Origin of the sequence: Arthrobacter sp. TB 26, from assembly GCF_000427315.1 — a bacterium.
Lineage (GTDB): Bacteria > Actinomycetota > Actinomycetes > Actinomycetales > Micrococcaceae > Arthrobacter.
The window spans coordinates 1-18,799 of the sequence record NZ_AUPJ01000121.1; the positions used below are offsets into that span (position 1 = coordinate 1).

Sequence of the window (18,799 nt, forward strand, 5' to 3'; positions counted from 1 at the left end):
CGGGGCCACTGCCCCGGTCCGGCTCGCCGGGTTCGGCCAGGCCAACGATTTCTTCCCGGCCGAGCGCCGCGATCCCACCGCCTTCGCCGCGACGCGGGCCTCCTGGCAGCGCGCGCTGGGGATGGCCGGCGTCGGGCTGGAGGATCTGGACTTCGCTGAGGTGCATGACTGCTTCACCGTCGCCGAACTGCTGATGTACGAGGCCATGGGACTGACCGAACCGGGCCAGGGCTCGCGCGCTATTGAGGAAGGCTGGGTCTTCAAGGACGGCAAGCTGCCCATCAACGTCTCCGGCGGGCTCAAGGCCAAGGGCCACCCCGTGGGCGCCACCGGTGTCTCGCAGCACGTCATCGCGGCGATGCAGCTCACCGGCACCGCCGGCGGCATGCAACTGCCCGCAGCCCGCCGCGCGGCCGTGCAGAACATGGGCGGCGTCGGCATCGCCAACTACGTCAGCGTCCTCGAAGCCGTCTAAAACCAACGCGGGGTCAGATACAGCCCATTCCTCATGGCTGGATGGACCGTATCTGACCCCGCGTTGCTTGTGGTGGGGGCGCCGGGGGCAGGAATCCGCGGGAAGGGGCGGCCGCTGGTCAGACCTGTCTTTGGCGCCGCCGTTCCCATAGGATTTCAGAGGGCCAAATGCGTTCCCGGCGACCGCCGGACCACAAGGAGGTGGCGGATGCCGACAGGACCACCCAGTGCGTCAAGCAAGTTCCGCGCGCCCGAGCCGGTTGGCCAGTGGGTCCACCGCGCGCGGCTGACCGAGATGCTCCACTCGGACCGGAAACGGCGGCTTGCGTTGATCCACGCCCCGGCCGGTTTTGGCAAGTCGACCCTGGCGGCCCAATGGATGGAAAACCTTGCGTCCCAGGGCCTCGTTACCGTCTGGTTGTCCCTGGACCGGGACGACAACAACACCATCTGGTTCCTTTCCCATCTGCTTCAGGCAATCCGCAAAGCCCGGCCCGGACTTGACGAGGAACTGCAGCAATTGCTGGAGGAGCGCCCCGACGACGCTGAGCAGTATGTGGTTCCCGCCCTTATCAACGCTATCGATGAGGGCGGCGAGGACATGGTGATAACCCTGGATGACTGGCACCTGGTCACGGAGCCCAGGACCAGGGCGGTAGTGGAACGGCTGCTGGAGGCCGGCGGCTCACATCTGTCGTTCATCATCACCAGCCGCACCCGCTCGGGCCTGCCACTGGGCCGGCTTATGGTGCGGGACCAGCTGCTCGAAGTGGACGCGGTCGCGCTGAGGTTTGATGAAGACGAATCCCAGGACTTCCTGGTCGGCATCAACCGGCTCGATCTGGAGGCGGGAGACGTGGCCAGCCTCCACCGGACGACTGAGGGCTGGATCGCTGCGCTGCAACTGGTCTCCCTGTCCCTCAGGGACCACCGCGAGGCCTCAGAACTGATCGAACGGCTCTCCGGCAGGCACGCATCCATTGGTGAATATCTCGCCGAAAACGTCCTCGACACCCTCGACCCCGAAACGCTGGACTTCCTCCTGATGACCTCGGTTCCGGAACGGCTGTGCGCGGGACTGGCGTCCGCTCTCTCTGGGGTGGAACTGGGCCAGGCAATGCTCGAGAAGATCCAGGCACAGGATCTTTTCCTGCAACCGCTCGACGAGGACGGGACGTGGTACCGCTATCACCACCTGTTTGAGGACTACCTGCGCCGCCGTCTGGAGCGCGATTACCCGGGCCGGACCAAGGAACTGAACCTGGTCGCCGCCCGCTGGTATTCGGAAAACGGATTCCCCAGCGACGCAGTGGACCATGCCCTCGCCGCCGGAGACGTTGAGCTGGCGGTGGAGATCGTCGAATTCCGCGCCATGTGGCTGGTGGAACACTCCAGCATGTCGACCCTGCTGGCTCTTGTCGGAAAGATTCCGGCTGACCATGTGGCCGGGCAGGCCCGGCTCCAGACGGCGATCGCCTGGGCCCATACCCTGCTTCACCAATCTGCAGCGGCGCAGAGTGCCCTGGACCTGGCCGAAGCCGTGATGCCCGCCGATGCGACCCTGACCGAACACGACCGTTTTGAACTGGGCGTCGAAGGCCTCGTGGTTCAGAGCTGCATCGACATGTACGGCGACAGAGTAAATCACGTGGATGAACTGGACGAGAAGTGCTTCGCCCAGGCGGACCTGCTCCGGCCCTGGATCGTCTCCGTGGCAGCGAACGTGTCAACGTTCAAGAAAATCCACGACGGCGACTACCCGCTCGCCTTGGAGCAACAGCGCTGGGCCGCGAAGTTCCACGGCCTCACCTCGGGTCCCTTCAGCGGAGTGTACGGACACTGTTTTGCCGGTCTTGCCGCCTACGCCCTGCTCGATCTGGACCGCGTGGACCAGCACTTCACCGCGGCCGTGGAACTCGGCCGGCGCAAGGCAGGGCGATACTCACATGCAGCGCGGCTGGCGGGAGCGATGATGGGCCAGCTCCTTTATGAACGCGGCGAACTCGACAAAGCGGAGAAGTTGCTGGAAGAAACCCGCGAGCTGGGTTCCGAAGGCGGGGTGGTGGACTTCATGGTGTCCACGTACGCCACGCTGGCAAGAATAAAGGCACTCCGGGGGGACACCCCACGGGCCCGGGAAATACTCGACGAAGGCGATCTGGTGGCCGACAGCCTCGGCCTTGACAGGCTTAGGCTGGTCATGAATCTGGAACGCGTGCAGTTGGGAATCGGCCCCCGGGCGACCCACGCCGAACCCCACCATGCCGGACCGGGCGCGGCAACTTCCTTGGACGCTCCGGACAGCACCGGACCGCGGCTGGAAGGGCTGGCCGAGACCAAGCACCAGATCCAGCTGACCATGCAGCTGCGGTCCGCCATGGCTGACGCCGGGCATGAGGGACCGGCTTCCCCCAGGCAACTGGCCGCGGTGGAAGGTGCCCGCCGCTTGCTGTCGCGGGCAGCAGCCTATTTGGGGCCGAGGGCAGAGCTGAATGCCCGTATCCTGCTGGCGGTCGCGCTTGAACGGGCGGGCAACCGTGAGGAGGCCGAAACGGTGCTCTGGCCGGCCCTGGAAACGTGTTCCCGGCTGGGCCTGGTCCGGCCCGTGCTCGATGGCGGCGCAGGCTGCCTGGATCTGGTGCGCGCCATCTCAGCCAGGCTGCGGCGGGAGCCCTCCCCGGAGGTGGGGAGCCACGAGTTACCGCGGTTCCTCAGTATCCTCATCCGGCTGGATTCCCAGGCCAAGACCAACCGGGACGCCCGGTGGTCTCCAGACACGGTCCTTCCCACCACGGGCGAGGGCACCACCGTTCCGGAACCAGGCTTGTCGCAGCGCGAACAGATGATCCTGCGCCTTGTCGAGAAGGAACGGTCCAACCGCGAAATCGCCCAGGAGCTGCATCTGGGCATCGACACCGTCAAGTGGTATCTCAAGAGCCTCTTCAACACACTCGGCGTCAGTGACCGGAAGGCCTGTGTCGTAGAGGCCCGGCGCCGGCACCTACTCCCGCCCAAGTAACCAGAGTTCCGTTACCCCAAGGTTTCCAGTCTGGCCAACACGCCCTCGGGCGAAGCGGCGCTGGGGATGTCGGCCAGGTAGAAGTCCGCGGCCGGGAGTTCCACGTCCGACTCCAGCCAGAACCCGGCAGGAATATAGCCGCCAACCGCGGGGTCCCCGTGCAGACGCGCCTGATCGTCGTCGAGCTGCCCCAGCGTCCAACGGTAGTTGCCGGCCAGATTGGCAATCGGAGTGTAGGCCTCCAGCGGAACGTGCACGCCGCGGGACGCGCCTGCAGGCGTTCGGTTGTCCAGCAAGAGTCCCGCGACTGGCAGCGCCGCAAACGCCCGGAGCCAGTCACTGACATACATGGAGGCATTCTCGGCGTTGTCGGCGTCGAGGCCGCTGGTGTCGTCCGCGCCCGAGAAGTGGTGCGTTCCGGTGAGCCACATCATCGGCGACGGGATGCGCAGCACCACAGGCTGGCGGGCTGTCTTGGCGAATACGGTAACGAAGTCGAGCACCGCCCGATTGAGGTCGTCGTCGCCCAGCAACGTCCTCAGCGCGAAACCTGTCCGGGACCTGGCCGCCATGCCGGTCTCGAGCCTGGTGTTGCCTGTCATCAAGTGACCGTGGAGCCGATTCAGGTCCAGGAGCGCCACGTCCGGCCGGAGCAGCCCCTGTGCCTGGGCGAAGAATGCCGCGTACGCGGTGGCGTTGTCCCAGGGCACGGGCCGGCCACGAAGAATCACGGAAGCTGCGTACTCGTGGTGGTCGAACACCACGGCTTTCGGCCGCCCCGACGGAGGGGAGGCAACAACATTGGCGAGGGTGGTGGCAGTGGAAGTAGTCATGACGTCTTTCTCCATACTTTGGCTGATGAAGGCCTTCAGCGCCGCACCGTCCTGGAGGGGAGGATGCGGCGCTGAAGGGTTCGTGAGTTGCTGCGTCCCGGGTCGGGACGTGCCCTGACGGGCTAGGACTTGCGGTGGACAACTTCCCCGTGCTTGAGTTCGAGCTCGCGGATCCGGTCCTCCAGTGCGCTGATCTTGACTTCCCTGCGGTCCGGAAGCATGATCAGCGGCAGCTTGTCGATGGTCGCCTTGACCCGTTCCGGTCCGTTGTTGGTGAAGTGGGTGGCGGTGAGCTCCTCGGTGTCGTCGCCCCAGGACCCGTAGTAGAGCAGGTCCTTCGGGGGCTCGGATTTCACGTAGCCTTCGAGGAATTCCTTGTAGGGCTTGCCGCGGGCGATCCGGGCCTGCCGTGAGTCGTGGCGCAACCGGGTGGTGGCCTCCTGGTCCACCACGAAGGTTTCAGGATCCCAGACGACGCCGTAGATGCTGGTGGCGACCTTCGGTGAGATGCGGCCGAGTTCCAGATCCTTGGCCACCGCTTCCGGATCACGTTCCAGAACGTCGCCGTACCCTCCGCCGGAGCCCTGGGCGATCATGTACATCTCGCCGTCCTTGGCGACGTCGAACTGCAGGCCCATATGGGAAGTGGTGTATTTGCCGCCCTCGTAAGGCTGCTCGTTCATGATCCGTTCCATGGACAAATCGAATTTGCTGGAGTCCTTGCGGATCACGTCGTAGATGTTGATGCCCTTGACCATGGCCAGCGGTGTCGTGCTGCAGCCGTAGCCGCCGAACATTCCCGTGACGGATGAGAACTTGGATCCCGAGGTGACGGTCATGAAGCCCCACATCGGTGTTCCCTCGGCGGCAACGATCATTTCGTAGCCCATGCCGCCGCTGTTCTTGCCGAAGCCCTGGTTGTCGCGGACGATCCGCTTGCTGACCAGCTGCATGAAAGGAACTTCCTCCTCCATGACTTCCTGTTCAGCGGTATCAGCCATGGCACAGAACAACGGTGAGACGGCGTCTTCACCATCACGGAATGCTTTGGCCCCGCCGCCCATGCCGTTGAGGTCGGCACACAGGTTGCCCACCTGATCGCCGTGCTGGGTCAGGCCTCCCCACAGGAAGGTGTTGATCTGGTTGAACCACGGAGCGAGGACGTTCGAGAACTTCTCCGGGTTGGAGAACTGCATCTTGGCGAAGGCTGTCTGCAGGGCAGAGAATCCCCGGAACGATGCCTGCAGCGACTGCCCCATCGGAGCGTCGTAACCAGCGTCGGCCCACGTGTGTTCATCGGAGATGATGTCGATGGGCGACATCGCCGAGGTACAGCGGGGCAGGTCGGGCCACCAGAACGCCAGGATCGCCTGCATCATCATCGACTTGACCGAGCACAGCGGGGAGTTGATGGCCCTGTTGAGGATTTCGGGACCCGTGCCCCTCAGGTCCACCGTCATTTTGTCACCCTTGACCGTCACCTTGCAGGCGAACTTGATCAGGATGTTCTCCTTGAGCGTGGAGTCCATGAACTGGTTGAAGGACACGGTGCCGTCCGGCAGTTCACTGATGCGGCGCTTGACTTCCTGCTCGACGTCTTCAACGGTGACGCGCAGGGCAGCGACGAAGGTCTCCACCCCCACTTCGTCGATGATGCTGTCGACGCGTTCCTGGATGCGCTGGACGGCGCCGATCTTGACCTTGAGGTCGGCCAGCTGCAGCTTGGGGTCGCGAACTGAGTGCTGCAGGAACGTCAGCAGGTCCCGGCGCAGATCGCCCTTCTCAACGATCTTGAAGGGGGACATCCGGAGTCCGTCGTCGAACGGGGTCTCGGAGCCCGAGGGCATTCCGCCGGGCTCGCAGGCCCCGTTTTCGCCTTCGTGAATGGTCGCGGCGACCCAGGCGATAATCTTTCCCTCGCGGAAGATCGGCATGATCATGGACTGGTCCGTGTTGTGGACGTTTCCGTACCGGGCATCATTGTGGATGAACCCATCGCCGGGGTTGATCCCCACCGTCGGTTCGTCCTTCCAGTACTTCATGATGTAGCGGATGGGGTGATGCAGGATCGCCGAGAACGCGATCACGCCGTGGCAGGACAGGTAGGTGACGTCCCCTTCGGCGGTGTAGATCGCCGTCGTCAGGTCCCCCCATTTGGCGCCGGGAGCGGCACCCATGGCCTCGCACATTTCGTAGCCCTCATCCAGGGCGCCGGCGAGGCGCTTGCGGATGCGGTCCACTTTGATCGGGTCCACGCCCTTGGAGATGCACTCCTCCTCGTAGGCGGAGCGGGACGTGATCTGGTGGCTTCGCATGATGGCCGGGTCCGGGCCGAGGAACAGGGTTGTTTCGTCCATAAATTGGTCCACCCACTGCTGCTCCTGGGCAGTCAGCGGCTGGGAAGCGTCGTCGGCTGTATCTCCGGCTTTATCTCCGGCTTTATCTCCGGCTGCGCCGGTGGTGCTGCGTTCATTTGCTGTAAGCGTCATTGCTGTCGAGCTCCTTCAATGGGATGAGCTGGAAGGTCTGGATGGAATCCGTAAGGCACGGGATCAGTCTTTGAGGAACCACACGGCTCCCTGGGATGTCGGTTCCAGGCGCCATCCCGGTTCGACCAGATACGTGGTGTTTTCGGTGGTGACGATGGCCGGGCCGTGGATGACGTGTTGGTGGTGGAGGGCCTCGGCGTCGTACACCGGAGTGTCGACGGCCCCGTCGATCTTCACGAAGTGGACCTGCCGGGTGCCGACCGGGCTGGGCATCGTCCTGTCGTGTCCGGAGTCGATCGAATCGAATTTGACCACGTCCCCGTCCACATAGGACGACACCCGCACGGTCTGGGCCCGGATACCAGCCTCGGGAGCCTGGCTGCCGGCACCGTAGCGCTTGCCATAGATATCCGAGAACGTCCGGATCAGGTGAAGGACGTCGGCGACGCCGTTCACGCGGTTGATGTCGAAAACGACGGCCGTGGTCACCAGCTGGTTCCCGTAGCGCATGTCCATCTCGAGGCTGTAGCGGATGTCGGCGGGGTCGTACCCCTGGCGGATCAGGTCTTCCTTGCCCTTCGCTTCCAGCTCCTGGATGACATTGTTCAGCTCGTCGTAGTTTTGGTAGAGGCTGCGGTCAGTGGGGTTGTAAAGCACAACATGGGAGCCGCGCTCGTGGATGTGGAGTGGCTTCATGTTGCCGGCGCCGCAGGCGGAGAATACCGAGGAAAACGGCGGCGCGAGGATCCTGCGGATGCCGGCGTGATCGGCAATGCCACAGGCGTGCAGGGGGCCGTTGCCGCCGTAGGCCAGCATGGTGAAGTCTTCCGGAAGGTATCCCCGGACCCGCAGCTCTTTGGCCATTCCGATTGCCATCTGCTCGTCGACAGCATTCTTGATGATCTTGGCGACCTGGATGGTATCCATGTTCAGGTCATCAGCGAGGACCTCGTCGATGGCGTAGGCGGAACGCTTCTTGTTCAGCTTGATGTAGCCGTTGGCGTAGTTGTCCGGGTCCAGGTACCCCAGGACCAAGTCGGCGTCCGTGACTGTGGGGCGGAGGCCGCCGCGGTCGTAGCACGCGGGGCCCGGATCCGAACCCGCCGATTCCGGCCCGATCTGGACCGCGTGGTGGATGCGGTCATAGCTGGCAATCGAACCGCCTCCCGCACCCAGCGTCAGCAGGTGGATCATGGGAACCGATACCAGCCAGCGGCCTATGGTCGGCTGGAAGTCGTAGTGCTTGACGCCGCCTTCCGGGACCAGGCCGATGTCGAAGGACGTGCCGCCCATATCCGTCGAAATCACGTTTCCCAGACCGGTGCTGTTAGCCAGGTGCTGGGCAGCGCCCACGCCGGCGATGGGCCCGGAATGGATGGTCTGCAGGGCATCCGTCGAGTTGGACTGCGCCATACCGCCCGAGTTGTGGATAACAAGCATGGGCTTGTCGTAACCGGACGTACGCAGGTTGTTGGACAGCTGCCCCAGCGCGTGGAACATGATCTCGTGCAGGAACGCGTCCACGATCGTCGACGTCGCACGGACGTACTCGCCCTTTCGTCCCGAAACCTGGCTTCCCAACAGTACGGGGATGGCTCCGAGCTCGTGGGCCGGGTACTCGTCCAGGATGATCTCCAGGATCTGCTGCTCATGGACCGGGTTCTCGGTCGAGTTGACCAGGGAGACCACGATCGCTTCCGCTCCGGCGTCCACGAGTTCGCGCACCTGGGTGCGGACATCGTCTTCCATCAGCGAAACGACCACCTTGCCAGCCGAGTTGATCCGCTCCTTCACCGACCGGATCAGGGCGCGGGGCACAAGCGGGTCCGGGCGGGTGGCATCGGGCATGTTCTGCTGCTTGGAAGGGTCCAGTCCTTCGCCGTAGCCACGGCCGCGGGAGAGCGGGATGGTGTCCTCGAAGCCGTGGGTGACCAGCGCCCCCACACGTGGGCCTTTGCCTTCGATCAGGGCGTTGGTGCCGAGGGTGGTGGCATAGCGGACGGAGTCGACTTCCTTTAGGACGAGGTCCCGGTCCAGTCCGGCGCGTGAGCAGGCGAGGTCGAGTGCTTCATTGAAGCCTTGGGCCAGGTTGTGGTGCGTTGTGAGCGCCTTTGCTTCAACGTACTGGTCTTCCCAGGCAAAAAAGCAGTCCGTAAATGTGCCGCCGATGTCGACGGAGATTCGTTTCATGACCAGTGGTCTCCTTTATTTCAAGTACTAGCTGAACGAATGGGGGGAATGGTTGTGGGTGTTGTACGAGCCGAGTGCCGGGGTGAAATCGGCGACCGCCTCTTCGCCTGGTCCGTAGTTGATGACGGTTTCAGGCTTGGTGCCCCGCTTGATCCAGGTTTCGCGGAGCGAGTCGATGTCCCACAGCATGTCCACTGTGGGCGGGTGTCCCGGCGGTACGTACTCCGTTTCCAGCTGTGTCCCGCAACCCGGGCAGTAGAACTCGAGAATCCGGCAGAATGTGGGGTCCGGAGCGAACGTGAATTCGTACTTCTCCGGGTCCAGGATCGACTGGTGGATTTCCGTGGGGTCCCGGTCGTAGACCAGTGTCCCCTCCTTGTAGTTGCCTCTGGCCTCGCCGAGGTCCTGGTTGCAGACCTTGCAGTTCCACCGTTCGGTGTCGAGATCGATGATCAGATATTCCGTCATTGGAATTCGCATAGCGTGTCTCACCTGTTTTCTTGCTGGTAGTTTGGGGTCACTTCTGGAGGGTGTCTGTGAGCATGAGGTCCCCTGAGACCGTCACGTCGAAGACCCAGCCATGCGGCACCCGGGCCGTGAAGTAGGGGCCTTCGACGATTGCGGGGCCGGCCGCCGAAGCCCCGGCCGTTTGGCTGTCCAAGTCGAAGACCTGAACCTCGTCCACCTTGTCCACGGCGGAGCGGACCTTTCGGGTGGAGGCGGCGACGGCGGGGGTCTTCGCCACTGTTTCGGCAGGCCGGATGGATGCGTGCGGGAGTTCGTACCGGGCTGTCAGGGTCAGCATGGTGTTATGTCCGCTGGTGCCGGGCTGCGGATCGGAAGCCAGGTACGGCAACTCGGACACCAGCTGGCCTTCCGCGTCTTCCAGCACCACGTTCCATTCGAGCCGGCATTCGTCAATTTCGTGGCCCTCCTGGAACATGTCCCGCGCCGCGCGGGCCAGCAGCGTCGCCTTGGTTGCGCCGAAGTTTTCCGCGTCCATTCCCGCGACATTCGCCTCGTAGGTCTGCGCAATGTCGGAAAAACCGATTCCGAAGGCTGAGAAGACCGCGGCCATCTTGGGCACCAGGACACGGCGGACGCCTGCGATCCGCGCGGCACCGCAGGCGCTCATCGGTCCGGCACCTCCGAACGCAGCGACTGTTGTCGCGTCCGCAGCCTCGACGTCGGCGGCGAAGGACTGCGACATGCGTTCGAAGTAGGCGGCCTCCATCCGGATCAGGGCGTCATTCAGGGTGATTCCCAAAGGTTCTGCGATGACTTCGGTGATGACGGCACGGGAGCGTTCCGCGTCCAGGCTGAAACCTCCATCGAGGTAGGTGTCCGGATCGAGCACGCCGAGCAGCAGGTTTACGTCCGTGATAGTGGCCTGCTTGCCGCCAAAGCCAAAACAAGCAGGACCGGGCGCCGCTCCGACGCTCTCGGGACCGACGGTAATCACGCCGTGGCGAAGGGCAATGACGGAACTGCCTCCCACGCCGCTGGAGTGGACGTTGCTCATCTCGAATGACACCGGGACTCCCTGGATGGAGCCCCTGCGGTCCGTCGAGATGGTCGAGTTCTTGACCGAGCCGACGTCCGTGGTGGTGCCGCCGACGTCGATCATCAGAACGTGCGCGAGTCCATACGCCTCCGACAGGGCCTTGGTTCCTTCCAGCCCGCCGCGCGGACCTGAAGAGTAGGTCTTCAACGCGACGGACTTGGCCACCCGTGACGAAGCTCCGTCGTTGCGGTAGATGAGGAGCGGGTTCTTGACCTTATGGTCCCGCAGCCGGTGCTCGGTGCTGTAGAGGAACCGCTCCATGGTGGGATGCAGGAAGGAGTTGATGATTCCGGACCACACCCGGCGGGCCTGGACGGTGTCGGGCGTGAATTCCCAGGAGAACAACATGGGCACCGAGCCCAGCAGGTGGCGGGGGAACTTCCGGAGCAGAACGCCTTTGACGGCCTTCTCCTTGTTGCGGTCGGCCATGGCGATGACCAGCCGTGCGGCGCCGTCGGTCGTCAGCCGGTTGACGTGCTTCACAATTTCCTGGGCGAGATCTTCCACGTCCTGGTCGGCGTGGATGACTGCCACCCGCGTGCCGACGAGGTCTTCAAACAGCTCAGCGGCCGCCCCGCCCTTGCGGAGCTCGCCGGCCAGCGTGGGGCTGTCCGTGAGGATGCCGATCCGGGGCCCCTTGCGCTCCACGAGGGCATTTGTCCCCTGGGTGGTGGAGTACCGGATGTGACGGGTCGAGTGCAGAAGCCCGGGGAGATCCTCTTCGCCGAAGATTTCCTTGGAAGCTTTGGCCATGCCGTCGAAGAGACACTGGGAGAGGTCAAAGGGCGTCGTGAGAGTCTTCGTGAACGAAAAATTCTCACCGTCCCAGACGCAGATATCGGTCAGCGTCCCACCGTTGTCGATGTTAATGAGCCGTTCCATTGATACTCCTTTGTATGTTGAGGCGCGGTGACACCAGCGGCGAATTCCTCAACTTGCTACTGTGATCCAAGCCACATTGAGGACTGGTCTCAGTGTGGCTCAGCAGCCGGAGTGGCCCGCAACCACCTGACCGGGTGGACTATTCGGGGCCAGGGCGACTACCCGGGTGGGGTGGTGGACCTGGGGCATAAAGCAACGCGGGGTCAGATACAGCCCATGCCGGACGTCGGAATGGGCCGTATCTGACCCCGCGTTGGGGTCGCGTTGGGGTCGCGTTGGGGTCAGGCGTAGTTGTAAAAGCCGCGGCCGCTCTTGACCCCCAGCCAGCCCTTGGCGATGTATTCCTCCAGCATGGGGGCCGATTTGTTTTCGATTCCGGCCAGCTCGCAGTAGTGGTTCTCGATGTCCAGGACGATATCCAGTCCCACCTCGTCCATGAACCGGAATGGAGTGGTTTCGGATTTGAAGAGGTCGGCGAACAGGGCGTCCACGTCCTGCGGCTCCGCCACTCCCTCGGCCACCACCAGGAGCGATTCGCGCTTGATGGCTGCCCAGATCCTGTTGAGGATGAAGCCGGTACTCTGCTTGCGCACCCGGTGCGGGACCAGCGCGTACTTGGGCAGCTCGGCCATAAGCAGTTCGATAATCCGCGGATCGGTGTGGCCGCTGGACATCAGCTCCACCGATCGCACGTCCGGCGGCATGTAGAAGTGCATGTTCAGGACGCGCTCCGGGCTGCTGACTCCCCCAATGAACTCGGAGGAGGAAAACGAGGAAGAATTGCTGGCGAGGACGGCGTCCGGGGCGGCCAGCTGGTCCAGGTCAGCGAAGATCGCCTGCTTGAGGCCAAGCTTCTCGGGGACCGCTTCGACCACGAGCCACGAATCCCGGAGGGCCTCCGCGAGATTGTCCCTCGCCGCGAGCCGGACGGCCGGGCTGCCGCCAAGCTCTTCCACGGCGCGGTGGCGCTGCGTGGCGATGTATTCGATCGCGGCCTTGGCCACGGCAAGGTCTGTGTCGTAGACGCGCACTTCGGCGCCCTGGAGCGAAAGCATCAAGGCGATGCGCCGGCCCAGGGTTCCGCCGCCGATGACGGTCATGGGCCGGCCCGGGATGTTGGCGGGGAGCGTGTAGGTCATGTCAGTTCCTTTCGGGAGGCTGCCGACGATGCAGCGGCCAGGCTGATGCGTTCGTACTGGTGCCCTTGGCCATCAGTGCTTTGCGATCAATAGAAGGGCAGGGACGGCGGCAAGCACAAGGGCCGAACCGCAGATCAGGCAAGTGTTCTAAACTCGGTCCAAGCCTGCCCAGCCGCAACTTGAGGAGCCTTCATGCGCGCCACCATCATCCACGCCCCCGGTGATATCCGGGTCGAAGACCGTGACTACCCCACCGTCCAGCTGCCCACCGACGTCGTCGTGAAAGTCACGGCGTCCTGCGTCTGCGGCTCCGACCTGTGGCCCTACCGGGGCGTGCGGCCAACCCGCCGGCCCACCGCGATCGGACACGAGTTCATCGGCACCGTGGAGAGCGTCGGCTCCGGGATTACCAGCCTCGCCGTCGGCGACCTCGTGATCGCACCGTTTGTGGTCAGCTGCGGGGCCTGCCCCCAGTGCCTCAACGGTGTCACCGTTGCCTGTGACCATCTCGCCGGCTGGGGCGGCAAGGACGACACCGGCCACGCGATCGACGGCGGCCAGGGCCAGGCGGTCCGCGTCCCGCTGGCCGACTCCACACTGGTCAAAGTTCCCGGAATCACGGAGCCCGACGATGCTCTCAGGAAGAGCCTGCTCACACTGTCCGATGTGATGGCCACCGGCCACCACGCGGCCCTCGCCGCGAAGGTCGGCCCGGGCCGGACCGTCGTGGTGGTGGGCGACGGCGCCGTCGGACTCTGCGGGGTGCTGGCTGCCAAGCGGCTCGGGGCGGAACGGATCATCGCCATGTCCCGCCATGCCGACCGGCAGGCCATCGCCCGGGAATTCGGCGCCACCGACATCGTGGAAGAGCGTGGGGACGACGGCGTCACCAAAGTCCGCGAACTCCTCGGCGGGGTCCTGGCCGATTCCGTGCTGGAGTGCGTCGGGACCAAGGAATCCATGGACCAGGCGCTGCACAGCACACGCCCAGGCGGCGCGCTGGGCTTTGTCGGCGTCCCCACCGGCGGCAGCGAGGTCCCGCTGCGCTACCTCTTCGACACGAACATTTCCATCGGCGGCGGCATGGCCCCGGCCCGGACCTACATCCCCGAACTGCTGGCGGACGTCCTCGACGGCACCATCAATCCGGGCCGGGTTTTCGACGTCGTGATGCCGCTGGAGGAAGCCCCGGAGGCCTACCGTGCCATGGACGAACGGCGTGCCATCAAGGTCCTGCTGACCCCCTGACGGCACTCCCGACGGTGGCGGGCAGGGAAGTTGCCGGGTCTCTTGTGCTGGCTCTTGTCCTGCTAAGGCGCTGGGTCTAGCGTGAAGCGCATCAGCATCCGCCGCCGTCGAGGAGCCGTCATGGCCAGGTTCGTGCAGATCATTGAGTTCCAGACCTCCCGCATCGAGGAAATTGAGGCCCTGGGCCGGCCGTCCAGGACCGAGGGAAGCACAGCGCCCACCTTCCGCCGGATCCTGGCCAGCGCGGACCGCGACCGACCCGGAACGTATCTCACCATTGTCGAGTTCGATTCCTACGACTCGGCGATGGAGAACTCCGTCCGGCCCGAGACCTCCGACTTCGCCGCACGGATGGAGGCCCTCTGCGACGGGCCGCCGGTGTTCCGCAACCTGGACGTGATGTGGGAGGACACCGGCACTCCAGCGGACCTTCCGTAGGGGCCGGCCATGGACTCTGCACTTGATCAACCGTCCGCGCAGACCGTTGAACCTCTTGTGCTGGACCTCGGCGGGACAGGCACTGTTCCCCTGCAGCTCGTGGGGGGCAAGGCCCTCAACCTCGGCAAACTCGTGGCGGCCGGGTTGCCGGTGCCGCGCGGATTCTGCCTGACCACTGTCGCCTACGCACTGGCGGCACCGCCCGGGCTGGGCGCCCTCGCGGCCGAGCTCGACGCGGTCGGGTTTGGCGCAGGGCTGCACGCGGCGGGNNNNCGACGTCACAGAAGCCGGCGTGGACGCGGCGGCCCTGGGCACAGTTGCCGGGCGGACCAGGGCGTTGATCGGGGAGACGCCGATACCGCCCGCGGTGGATGCCGCCATCCGCGCTGCCTACGCGGGAATGGGCGGAACCCTGCCGGTGGCAGTCCGTTCCTCGGCCACGGCGGAGGATCTGCCATTCGCCAGTTTCGCGGGCCAGCAGGACTCCTACCTCGACGTGGTAGGCGCCGACGCCGTGGTGGAGGCGGTCCGGCGCTGCTGGGCGTCCCTCTGGAGCGACCGGGCGGTGGCGTACCGGTCCGCGAACGGGATCAGCAACCGCGATGTCGGGCTCGCCGTCGTCGTCCAGGCCATGGTCGACGCCGCCACGGCAGGGGTGCTGTTCACCGCAAATCCCGTCACCGGCACCCGGACGGAGACGGTCATCAACGCGAGCCCGGGCTCGGGGCAGGCCGTGGTCTCGGGAGCCGTCAACCCGGACCAGTTCGTGCTGGAGACAGCTTCCGCCAAGGTAAGGGCGCGGACGCCGGGCGGAAGGCAACCCGGACGGAGCCCGGGCCTGAGCGGGCCCCAGCTGCAGGAACTCACGGCGCTGGGAGACCGCGTCCAGCGCCTTTTCGGGGCGCCGCAGGACATCGAATGGGCGATCGACGCCGGCGGCAAGGTCTGGCTCACCCAGTCGCGCCCGATCACGACGCTATATCCGCTGCCTGAGCCCGCGCCCGAAGACGCCGCAGCCGGCGCAGCGGCCCCAACCCGGGTGTATTTGTGCGGCACCCTGTTCCAGGGCCTGACCCGGCCGATCACGCCGATGGGGCTGGCCGTCCTCGAGCTGATGCGGAACAGCAAAGGACCCTGGCGGTATGTCAACCCCGGGCTGCGGATGTTCGTGGACCTCACAGCAGTGGTCCGCAACAAGTCCGGCCGCGCCTATCTGCTGCGGATGCTCCCCCTTGCGGACGGCAGGTCCGGGGCCGTGCTACCCGCGCTGCTCGAGGATCCGAGGTTCGGCATTATCGAGCGCCCGCTCCTGCAATCCCTCCGCAACGCCGGGGCCAAACGAAGCCTCCCGCAACCGCCCCGGCGCACAGGAAGCACCGAGAAAACGGCCAGCCTCGGCCTCATCGTGCGGCTCATTCCCGCCATGCTCCGGCCCGCTTTCCGTCCCGCTGCTGAGCTGCGCCGGGCGAAGAAGTACGGGAAACAGCTTGAATCCCAGCTCTCGCTCGCCGAACCCGNGCTCCGTCCAGCGGCTTGACTACACCCGGCACATCCTCGACCGGACCATTAACGGGCTGATCCAGGCCACCCTGCCGGGGCCCTCCGCCGGCTACATCATGCTGGCCGTGGCCCGCCGGCTGCTGCGCGGCATCGCCCCGCCCCGGGAGCTGGAAGCTGTCCTGCGCGGGCTCCCGCACAACATCACAACCGAGATGGACCTGGAACTCTGGCAGCTCGCCGTTTCCATCGGAGACGACCCCGTCTCGCGCGGGGAGTTCCTGGCGAAACGTCCCGAGGAGTTGTCCGCCGAATACCTCGCCGGGAAGCTCCCGCCGCAAGCCCAGGCCGGGGTGCGCGGCTTCCTGGCCCGCTACGGACACCGCGCCGTGGCGGAGATTGACCTCGGCATGCCCCGCTGGGCCGAGAAGCCCGACCACATCCTTGGCATGATCTCCAACTACCTCCGCGTCGAGGATCCGGAACAGGCTCCCGACCGGCAGTTCGCCCGGGCTGCCGAACATGCGGAGGACCGGATCCGCAGCCTGGTGGACCGGACACGGGTCCGGAGCCCCTGGCGCGCCCGGGCACTGGAGCTTAGCTTGCGCCGTGTGCGGCAGCTGGCGGGACTGCGCGAACTGCCCAAGTTCTACATTGTGGTGGTGCTCGGCGAGATGCACCGGCAGCTTGTGCGGATCGGCGCGGACATGGTCTCGGCGGGNCCATCGCGGCCGCCGATGACGTGTTCTTCCTCGACTTCGACGAGATCCGGGTGGGCCTGCGCGGCGCGGACCTGCACGGTATCGTCGCGGACCGCCGTCGGCTGTACGACGTTGAACTGCGACGACGGCGTATCCCCCGGCTGCTGCTGTCCGACGGCACGGACGTCGAGGCCGCCATGATGGCGAAGTCGCCGGCGTCCGGTGCCGTGACCGGGACCCCGGCGTCGGCGGGCACCGCCACCGGCCGGGTCAGGGTGATCCTGGACCCGGTCGGCGCCCACCTGGAGCCCGGCGACATCCTGGTGGCCCCGTCGACGGACCCCGGCTGGACCCCGCTGTTCCTGACGGCCGGCGCACTCGTCATGGAGATGGGCGGAGTCATCTCGCACGGGGCCGTGGTGGCGCGTGAGTACGGTATCCCGGCCGTCGTGGGCGTCCCGGACGCCACCACGCGGCTGCGGACCGGGCAGACGGTCACGGTCGACGGCGCCGCCGGCACGATCAGGGTGGAGCCGTGACCGCGGCGACGCAGGGCAGGCTGGCCTCACAGCTGTAGCACAGTTGTGCCAGATAGAATTGGACCATGACCACACCGGCCTACCAGCCAACGCACCACGAGTCGTCCGTTCAACAGCCGCAACAGTCCGGCGGCACCTTCGCCCTGGCCCGCAAGGCACGGAACGTCCTGCGGCGGGTTCCGGTGTGGACGTGGCGGGTGCTGATGCACTCTGTGAAGGCCAGCGAGAACTCCCGCTTCAACGTCGATCCGATTACCGGCGTCGAGTATTTCCACGACATCGATTTTGTGGGCGACGGCATCCGGGCGCACCGCCTCGACGTGATCACCCCCCATATGCCCGCCGGCACCGCAGCAGGCTCCGATGCAACCGGTTCCGGTCCGGCGCCGCTGCCCGTCTACGTGTACTTCCACGGCGGCGGCTGGACGTCCGGGGACAAGGCCTCCCTGACCAAGTACTGCGCGAGCCAGGCCCAGGGCGGCATGGTGGTGGTCAACGTGAACTACCGGAAGGCCCCCCGTTTCCATATGGCCCACGTCCTGGCGGACGCCAACGCCGCACTTGCCTGGGTCCGGCAGAACATCGCCGGCTATGGCGGCGACGCGTCGCGGATCGTGCTCGGCGGCGACTCCGCCGGCGGCCAGATCGCGGCCCTCCTGACCGCAGCCAGCTTCCGGCCGGAACTGGCACGGCACCACGGCCTGACCCCGGCCGTTCCTGCGTCCGACTTCAAGGGCCTGGTCCAGCACTGCAGTGTGGTGGACTTCTCCGTCTTCTTCGACAAGGGCTTCGTGCTGAGCCTGAACTTCATCCGCATGCTGCTGCCCGGCCTCCGCTCCGGTGGAAGGAACGTCGGTTCCGGACCCAGCCGGCTGGAGGCCCTCCGCAAAGGCGCAGGTTTCCTCTCCCCCATTGAATGGCTGGATTCCCGTTTCCCGCCGGTCTTTGTCACCACGTCGGAACGGGACTTCTTCTACGCCGCCAACATGAACTTCATTGCCCGGCTGCGCGAACATTCCGTCCCTGTGGACAGCCTCATCTACGGCTGGGACAGCTCCAATACCGAACACACCTGGCAGCAGAACTTCCGCTACCCGGAATCGCAGGAAGTGTACCGCCGGCTCCATGCCTTCGTGCGCAAGGTAGCCTGAGCAACGCCACCCCGGCCGGATCGAGCCCCTGCCGCACCCGCGCGGGGCTATGTTTAGTCCATGGTGTCTGCCGACAGCAACGCACAGAACGATCCGGAACCCGAGGGGTTCGGATCGGCGCTGATTGACGAAGCCGCCCGCCGGGATGCCGCCCTGGGCGACGTCGACTGGGCCGCTGTGCCCGACGGCGCTGTCCGGGGCACGTTCGATGCCCCCAGCGGACCACTCGCCACCCTCTCCATGGGCACACCCGGAAACCCTCGGGTACTCCTGGTCCCCGGGGCCACGGGCTCCAAGGAAGACTTTGTCCTGATGCTGCCCGAACTGGCCGCGGCAGGGTATTTTGTCCTGAGCTACGACATTGCCGGCCAGTACGACTCCGCCGCGGCGGGTCCCGAAAACCTCTCGCCTCCCCGCGCCCACTACGACTACGACCTCTTCACCAATGACCTGATCGCCATGCTCGACGCCGAAGAAGGTGCCGCGCACGTCGTCGGGTATTCCTTCGCCGCGATCGTCGCCCAGCTGGCCTTCACCCGGCGTCCGGACAAGTTCCGGAGCCTCACCCTGCTCAGCTGCCCGCCCGAGCCGGGGCAGAGCTTCCGCGGGGTCCAGCGCATCGGCCGCTTCAGCGG

Annotated in this window: 13 protein-coding genes and 1 pseudogene (1 of these 14 cut by a window edge); 8 read left to right on the forward strand and 6 right to left on the reverse strand. The window is 65.5% G+C overall.

Going from position 1 to position 18,799, the window contains the following annotated elements; translation table 11 throughout:
- Together K789_RS0103675 and K789_RS0103680 are read left to right on the forward strand one after the other, a co-directional pair.
- Positions 1 to 475: thiolase C-terminal domain-containing protein (locus K789_RS0103675; protein ID WP_024365578.1), on the forward strand; the 475-nt coding region annotated here is incomplete at its 5' end.
- Between the two features lie 207 nt (positions 476 to 682).
- Entirely contained in the window at positions 683 to 3,493 is a 2,811-nt protein-coding gene (locus tag K789_RS0103680) for a LuxR C-terminal-related transcriptional regulator (protein ID WP_024365579.1), read from the forward strand.
- Between the two features lie 11 nt (positions 3,494 to 3,504).
- Here the strand turns inward: K789_RS0103680 and K789_RS0103685 are convergent, their stop codons facing one another.
- The 6 genes from K789_RS0103685 to K789_RS0103710 all read right to left on the reverse strand — a co-directional run bounded on the left by K789_RS0103685 (position 3,505) and on the right by K789_RS0103710 (position 12,590).
- Complete coding sequence (locus K789_RS0103685; RefSeq protein ID WP_029704430.1) at positions 3,505 to 4,326, reverse strand: hypothetical protein; 822 nt, start codon at positions 4,324 to 4,326, stop codon at positions 3,505 to 3,507.
- Positions 4,327 to 4,448: 122 nt separating this feature from the next.
- On the reverse strand, positions 4,449 to 6,815 hold the full coding sequence (locus K789_RS0103690) for a hydantoinase B/oxoprolinase family protein (RefSeq protein ID WP_024365581.1): 2,367 nt from the start codon (positions 6,813 to 6,815) through the stop codon (positions 4,449 to 4,451).
- 63 nt (positions 6,816 to 6,878) lie between these two features.
- Positions 6,879 to 9,005: a hydantoinase/oxoprolinase family protein gene (locus K789_RS0103695; RefSeq protein ID WP_024365582.1), complete on the reverse strand. Its 2,127-nt coding sequence runs from the start codon at positions 9,003 to 9,005 to the stop codon at positions 6,879 to 6,881.
- Positions 9,006 to 9,032: 27 nt separating this feature from the next.
- Positions 9,033 to 9,473 (reverse strand): acetone carboxylase subunit gamma, encoded by a 441-nt coding sequence (locus tag K789_RS0103700; protein WP_237739505.1) that lies wholly within the window; start codon positions 9,471 to 9,473, stop codon positions 9,033 to 9,035.
- Between the two features lie 49 nt (positions 9,474 to 9,522).
- On the reverse strand, positions 9,523 to 11,451 hold the full coding sequence (locus tag K789_RS0103705) for a hydantoinase/oxoprolinase family protein (protein ID WP_024365584.1): 1,929 nt from the start codon (positions 11,449 to 11,451) through the stop codon (positions 9,523 to 9,525).
- Positions 11,452 to 11,732: 281 nt separating this feature from the next.
- Positions 11,733 to 12,590 (reverse strand): 3-hydroxyacyl-CoA dehydrogenase family protein, encoded by an 858-nt coding sequence (locus tag K789_RS0103710; protein ID WP_024365585.1) that lies wholly within the window; start codon positions 12,588 to 12,590, stop codon positions 11,733 to 11,735.
- A 192-nt stretch (positions 12,591 to 12,782) separates the two neighbouring features.
- Between K789_RS0103710 and K789_RS0103715 the strand changes: the two genes are divergently transcribed.
- The 6 genes and pseudogenes from K789_RS0103715 to K789_RS22210 form a co-directional block, all read left to right on the forward strand.
- On the forward strand, positions 12,783 to 13,838 hold the full coding sequence (locus K789_RS0103715) for a zinc-dependent alcohol dehydrogenase family protein (protein ID WP_024365586.1): 1,056 nt from the start codon (positions 12,783 to 12,785) through the stop codon (positions 13,836 to 13,838).
- An 81-nt stretch (positions 13,839 to 13,919) separates the two neighbouring features.
- Complete coding sequence (locus tag K789_RS0103720) at positions 13,920 to 14,276, forward strand: hypothetical protein (RefSeq protein ID WP_237739506.1); 357 nt, start codon at positions 13,920 to 13,922, stop codon at positions 14,274 to 14,276.
- Positions 14,277 to 14,568: 292 nt separating this feature from the next.
- The gene (locus K789_RS26005; RefSeq protein WP_272943927.1) at positions 14,569 to 15,813 is read left to right on the forward strand and encodes a PEP/pyruvate-binding domain-containing protein; all 1,245 of its coding nucleotides are present in this window, start codon (positions 14,569 to 14,571) and stop codon (positions 15,811 to 15,813) included.
- A gap of 858 nt (positions 15,814 to 16,671) precedes the next feature.
- On the forward strand, positions 16,672 to 17,013 hold the full coding sequence (locus K789_RS26010; RefSeq protein WP_237739507.1) for a PEP-utilizing enzyme: 342 nt from the start codon (positions 16,672 to 16,674) through the stop codon (positions 17,011 to 17,013).
- A gap of 65 nt (positions 17,014 to 17,078) precedes the next feature.
- The gene (locus tag K789_RS0103730; RefSeq protein ID WP_237739508.1) at positions 17,079 to 18,164 is read left to right on the forward strand and encodes an alpha/beta hydrolase; all 1,086 of its coding nucleotides are present in this window, start codon (positions 17,079 to 17,081) and stop codon (positions 18,162 to 18,164) included.
- A gap of 60 nt (positions 18,165 to 18,224) precedes the next feature.
- A pseudogene (locus K789_RS22210) lies at positions 18,225 to 18,799 on the forward strand (alpha/beta fold hydrolase) (it continues 368 nt past the right edge of the window).

Bases quoted from the DNA above. Each gene is read 5' to 3' on its own strand.
- K789_RS0103715 (WP_024365586.1), top strand. From the start codon at position 12,783: ATGCGCGCCACCATCATCCACGCCCCCGGTGATATCCGGGTCGAAGAC.
- K789_RS0103705 (WP_024365584.1), bottom strand. From the start codon at position 11,451: ATGGAACGGCTCATTAACATCGACAACGGTGGGACGCTGACCGATATC.
- K789_RS0103710 (WP_024365585.1), bottom strand. From the start codon at position 12,590: ATGACCTACACGCTCCCCGCCAACATCCCGGGCCGGCCCATGACCGTC.
- K789_RS0103700 (WP_237739505.1), bottom strand. From the start codon at position 9,473: ATGACGGAATATCTGATCATCGATCTCGACACCGAACGGTGGAACTGC.
- K789_RS0103685 (WP_029704430.1), bottom strand. From the start codon at position 4,326: ATGACTACTTCCACTGCCACCACCCTCGCCAATGTTGTTGCCTCCCCT.
- K789_RS0103690 (WP_024365581.1), bottom strand. From the start codon at position 6,815: ATGACGCTTACAGCAAATGAACGCAGCACCACCGGCGCAGCCGGAGAT.
- K789_RS26010 (WP_237739507.1), top strand. From the start codon at position 16,672: ATGATGGCGAAGTCGCCGGCGTCCGGTGCCGTGACCGGGACCCCGGCG.
- K789_RS0103730 (WP_237739508.1), top strand. From the start codon at position 17,079: ATGACCACACCGGCCTACCAGCCAACGCACCACGAGTCGTCCGTTCAA.
- K789_RS0103695 (WP_024365582.1), bottom strand. From the start codon at position 9,005: ATGAAACGAATCTCCGTCGACATCGGCGGCACATTTACGGACTGCTTT.
- K789_RS0103680 (WP_024365579.1), top strand. From the start codon at position 683: ATGCCGACAGGACCACCCAGTGCGTCAAGCAAGTTCCGCGCGCCCGAG.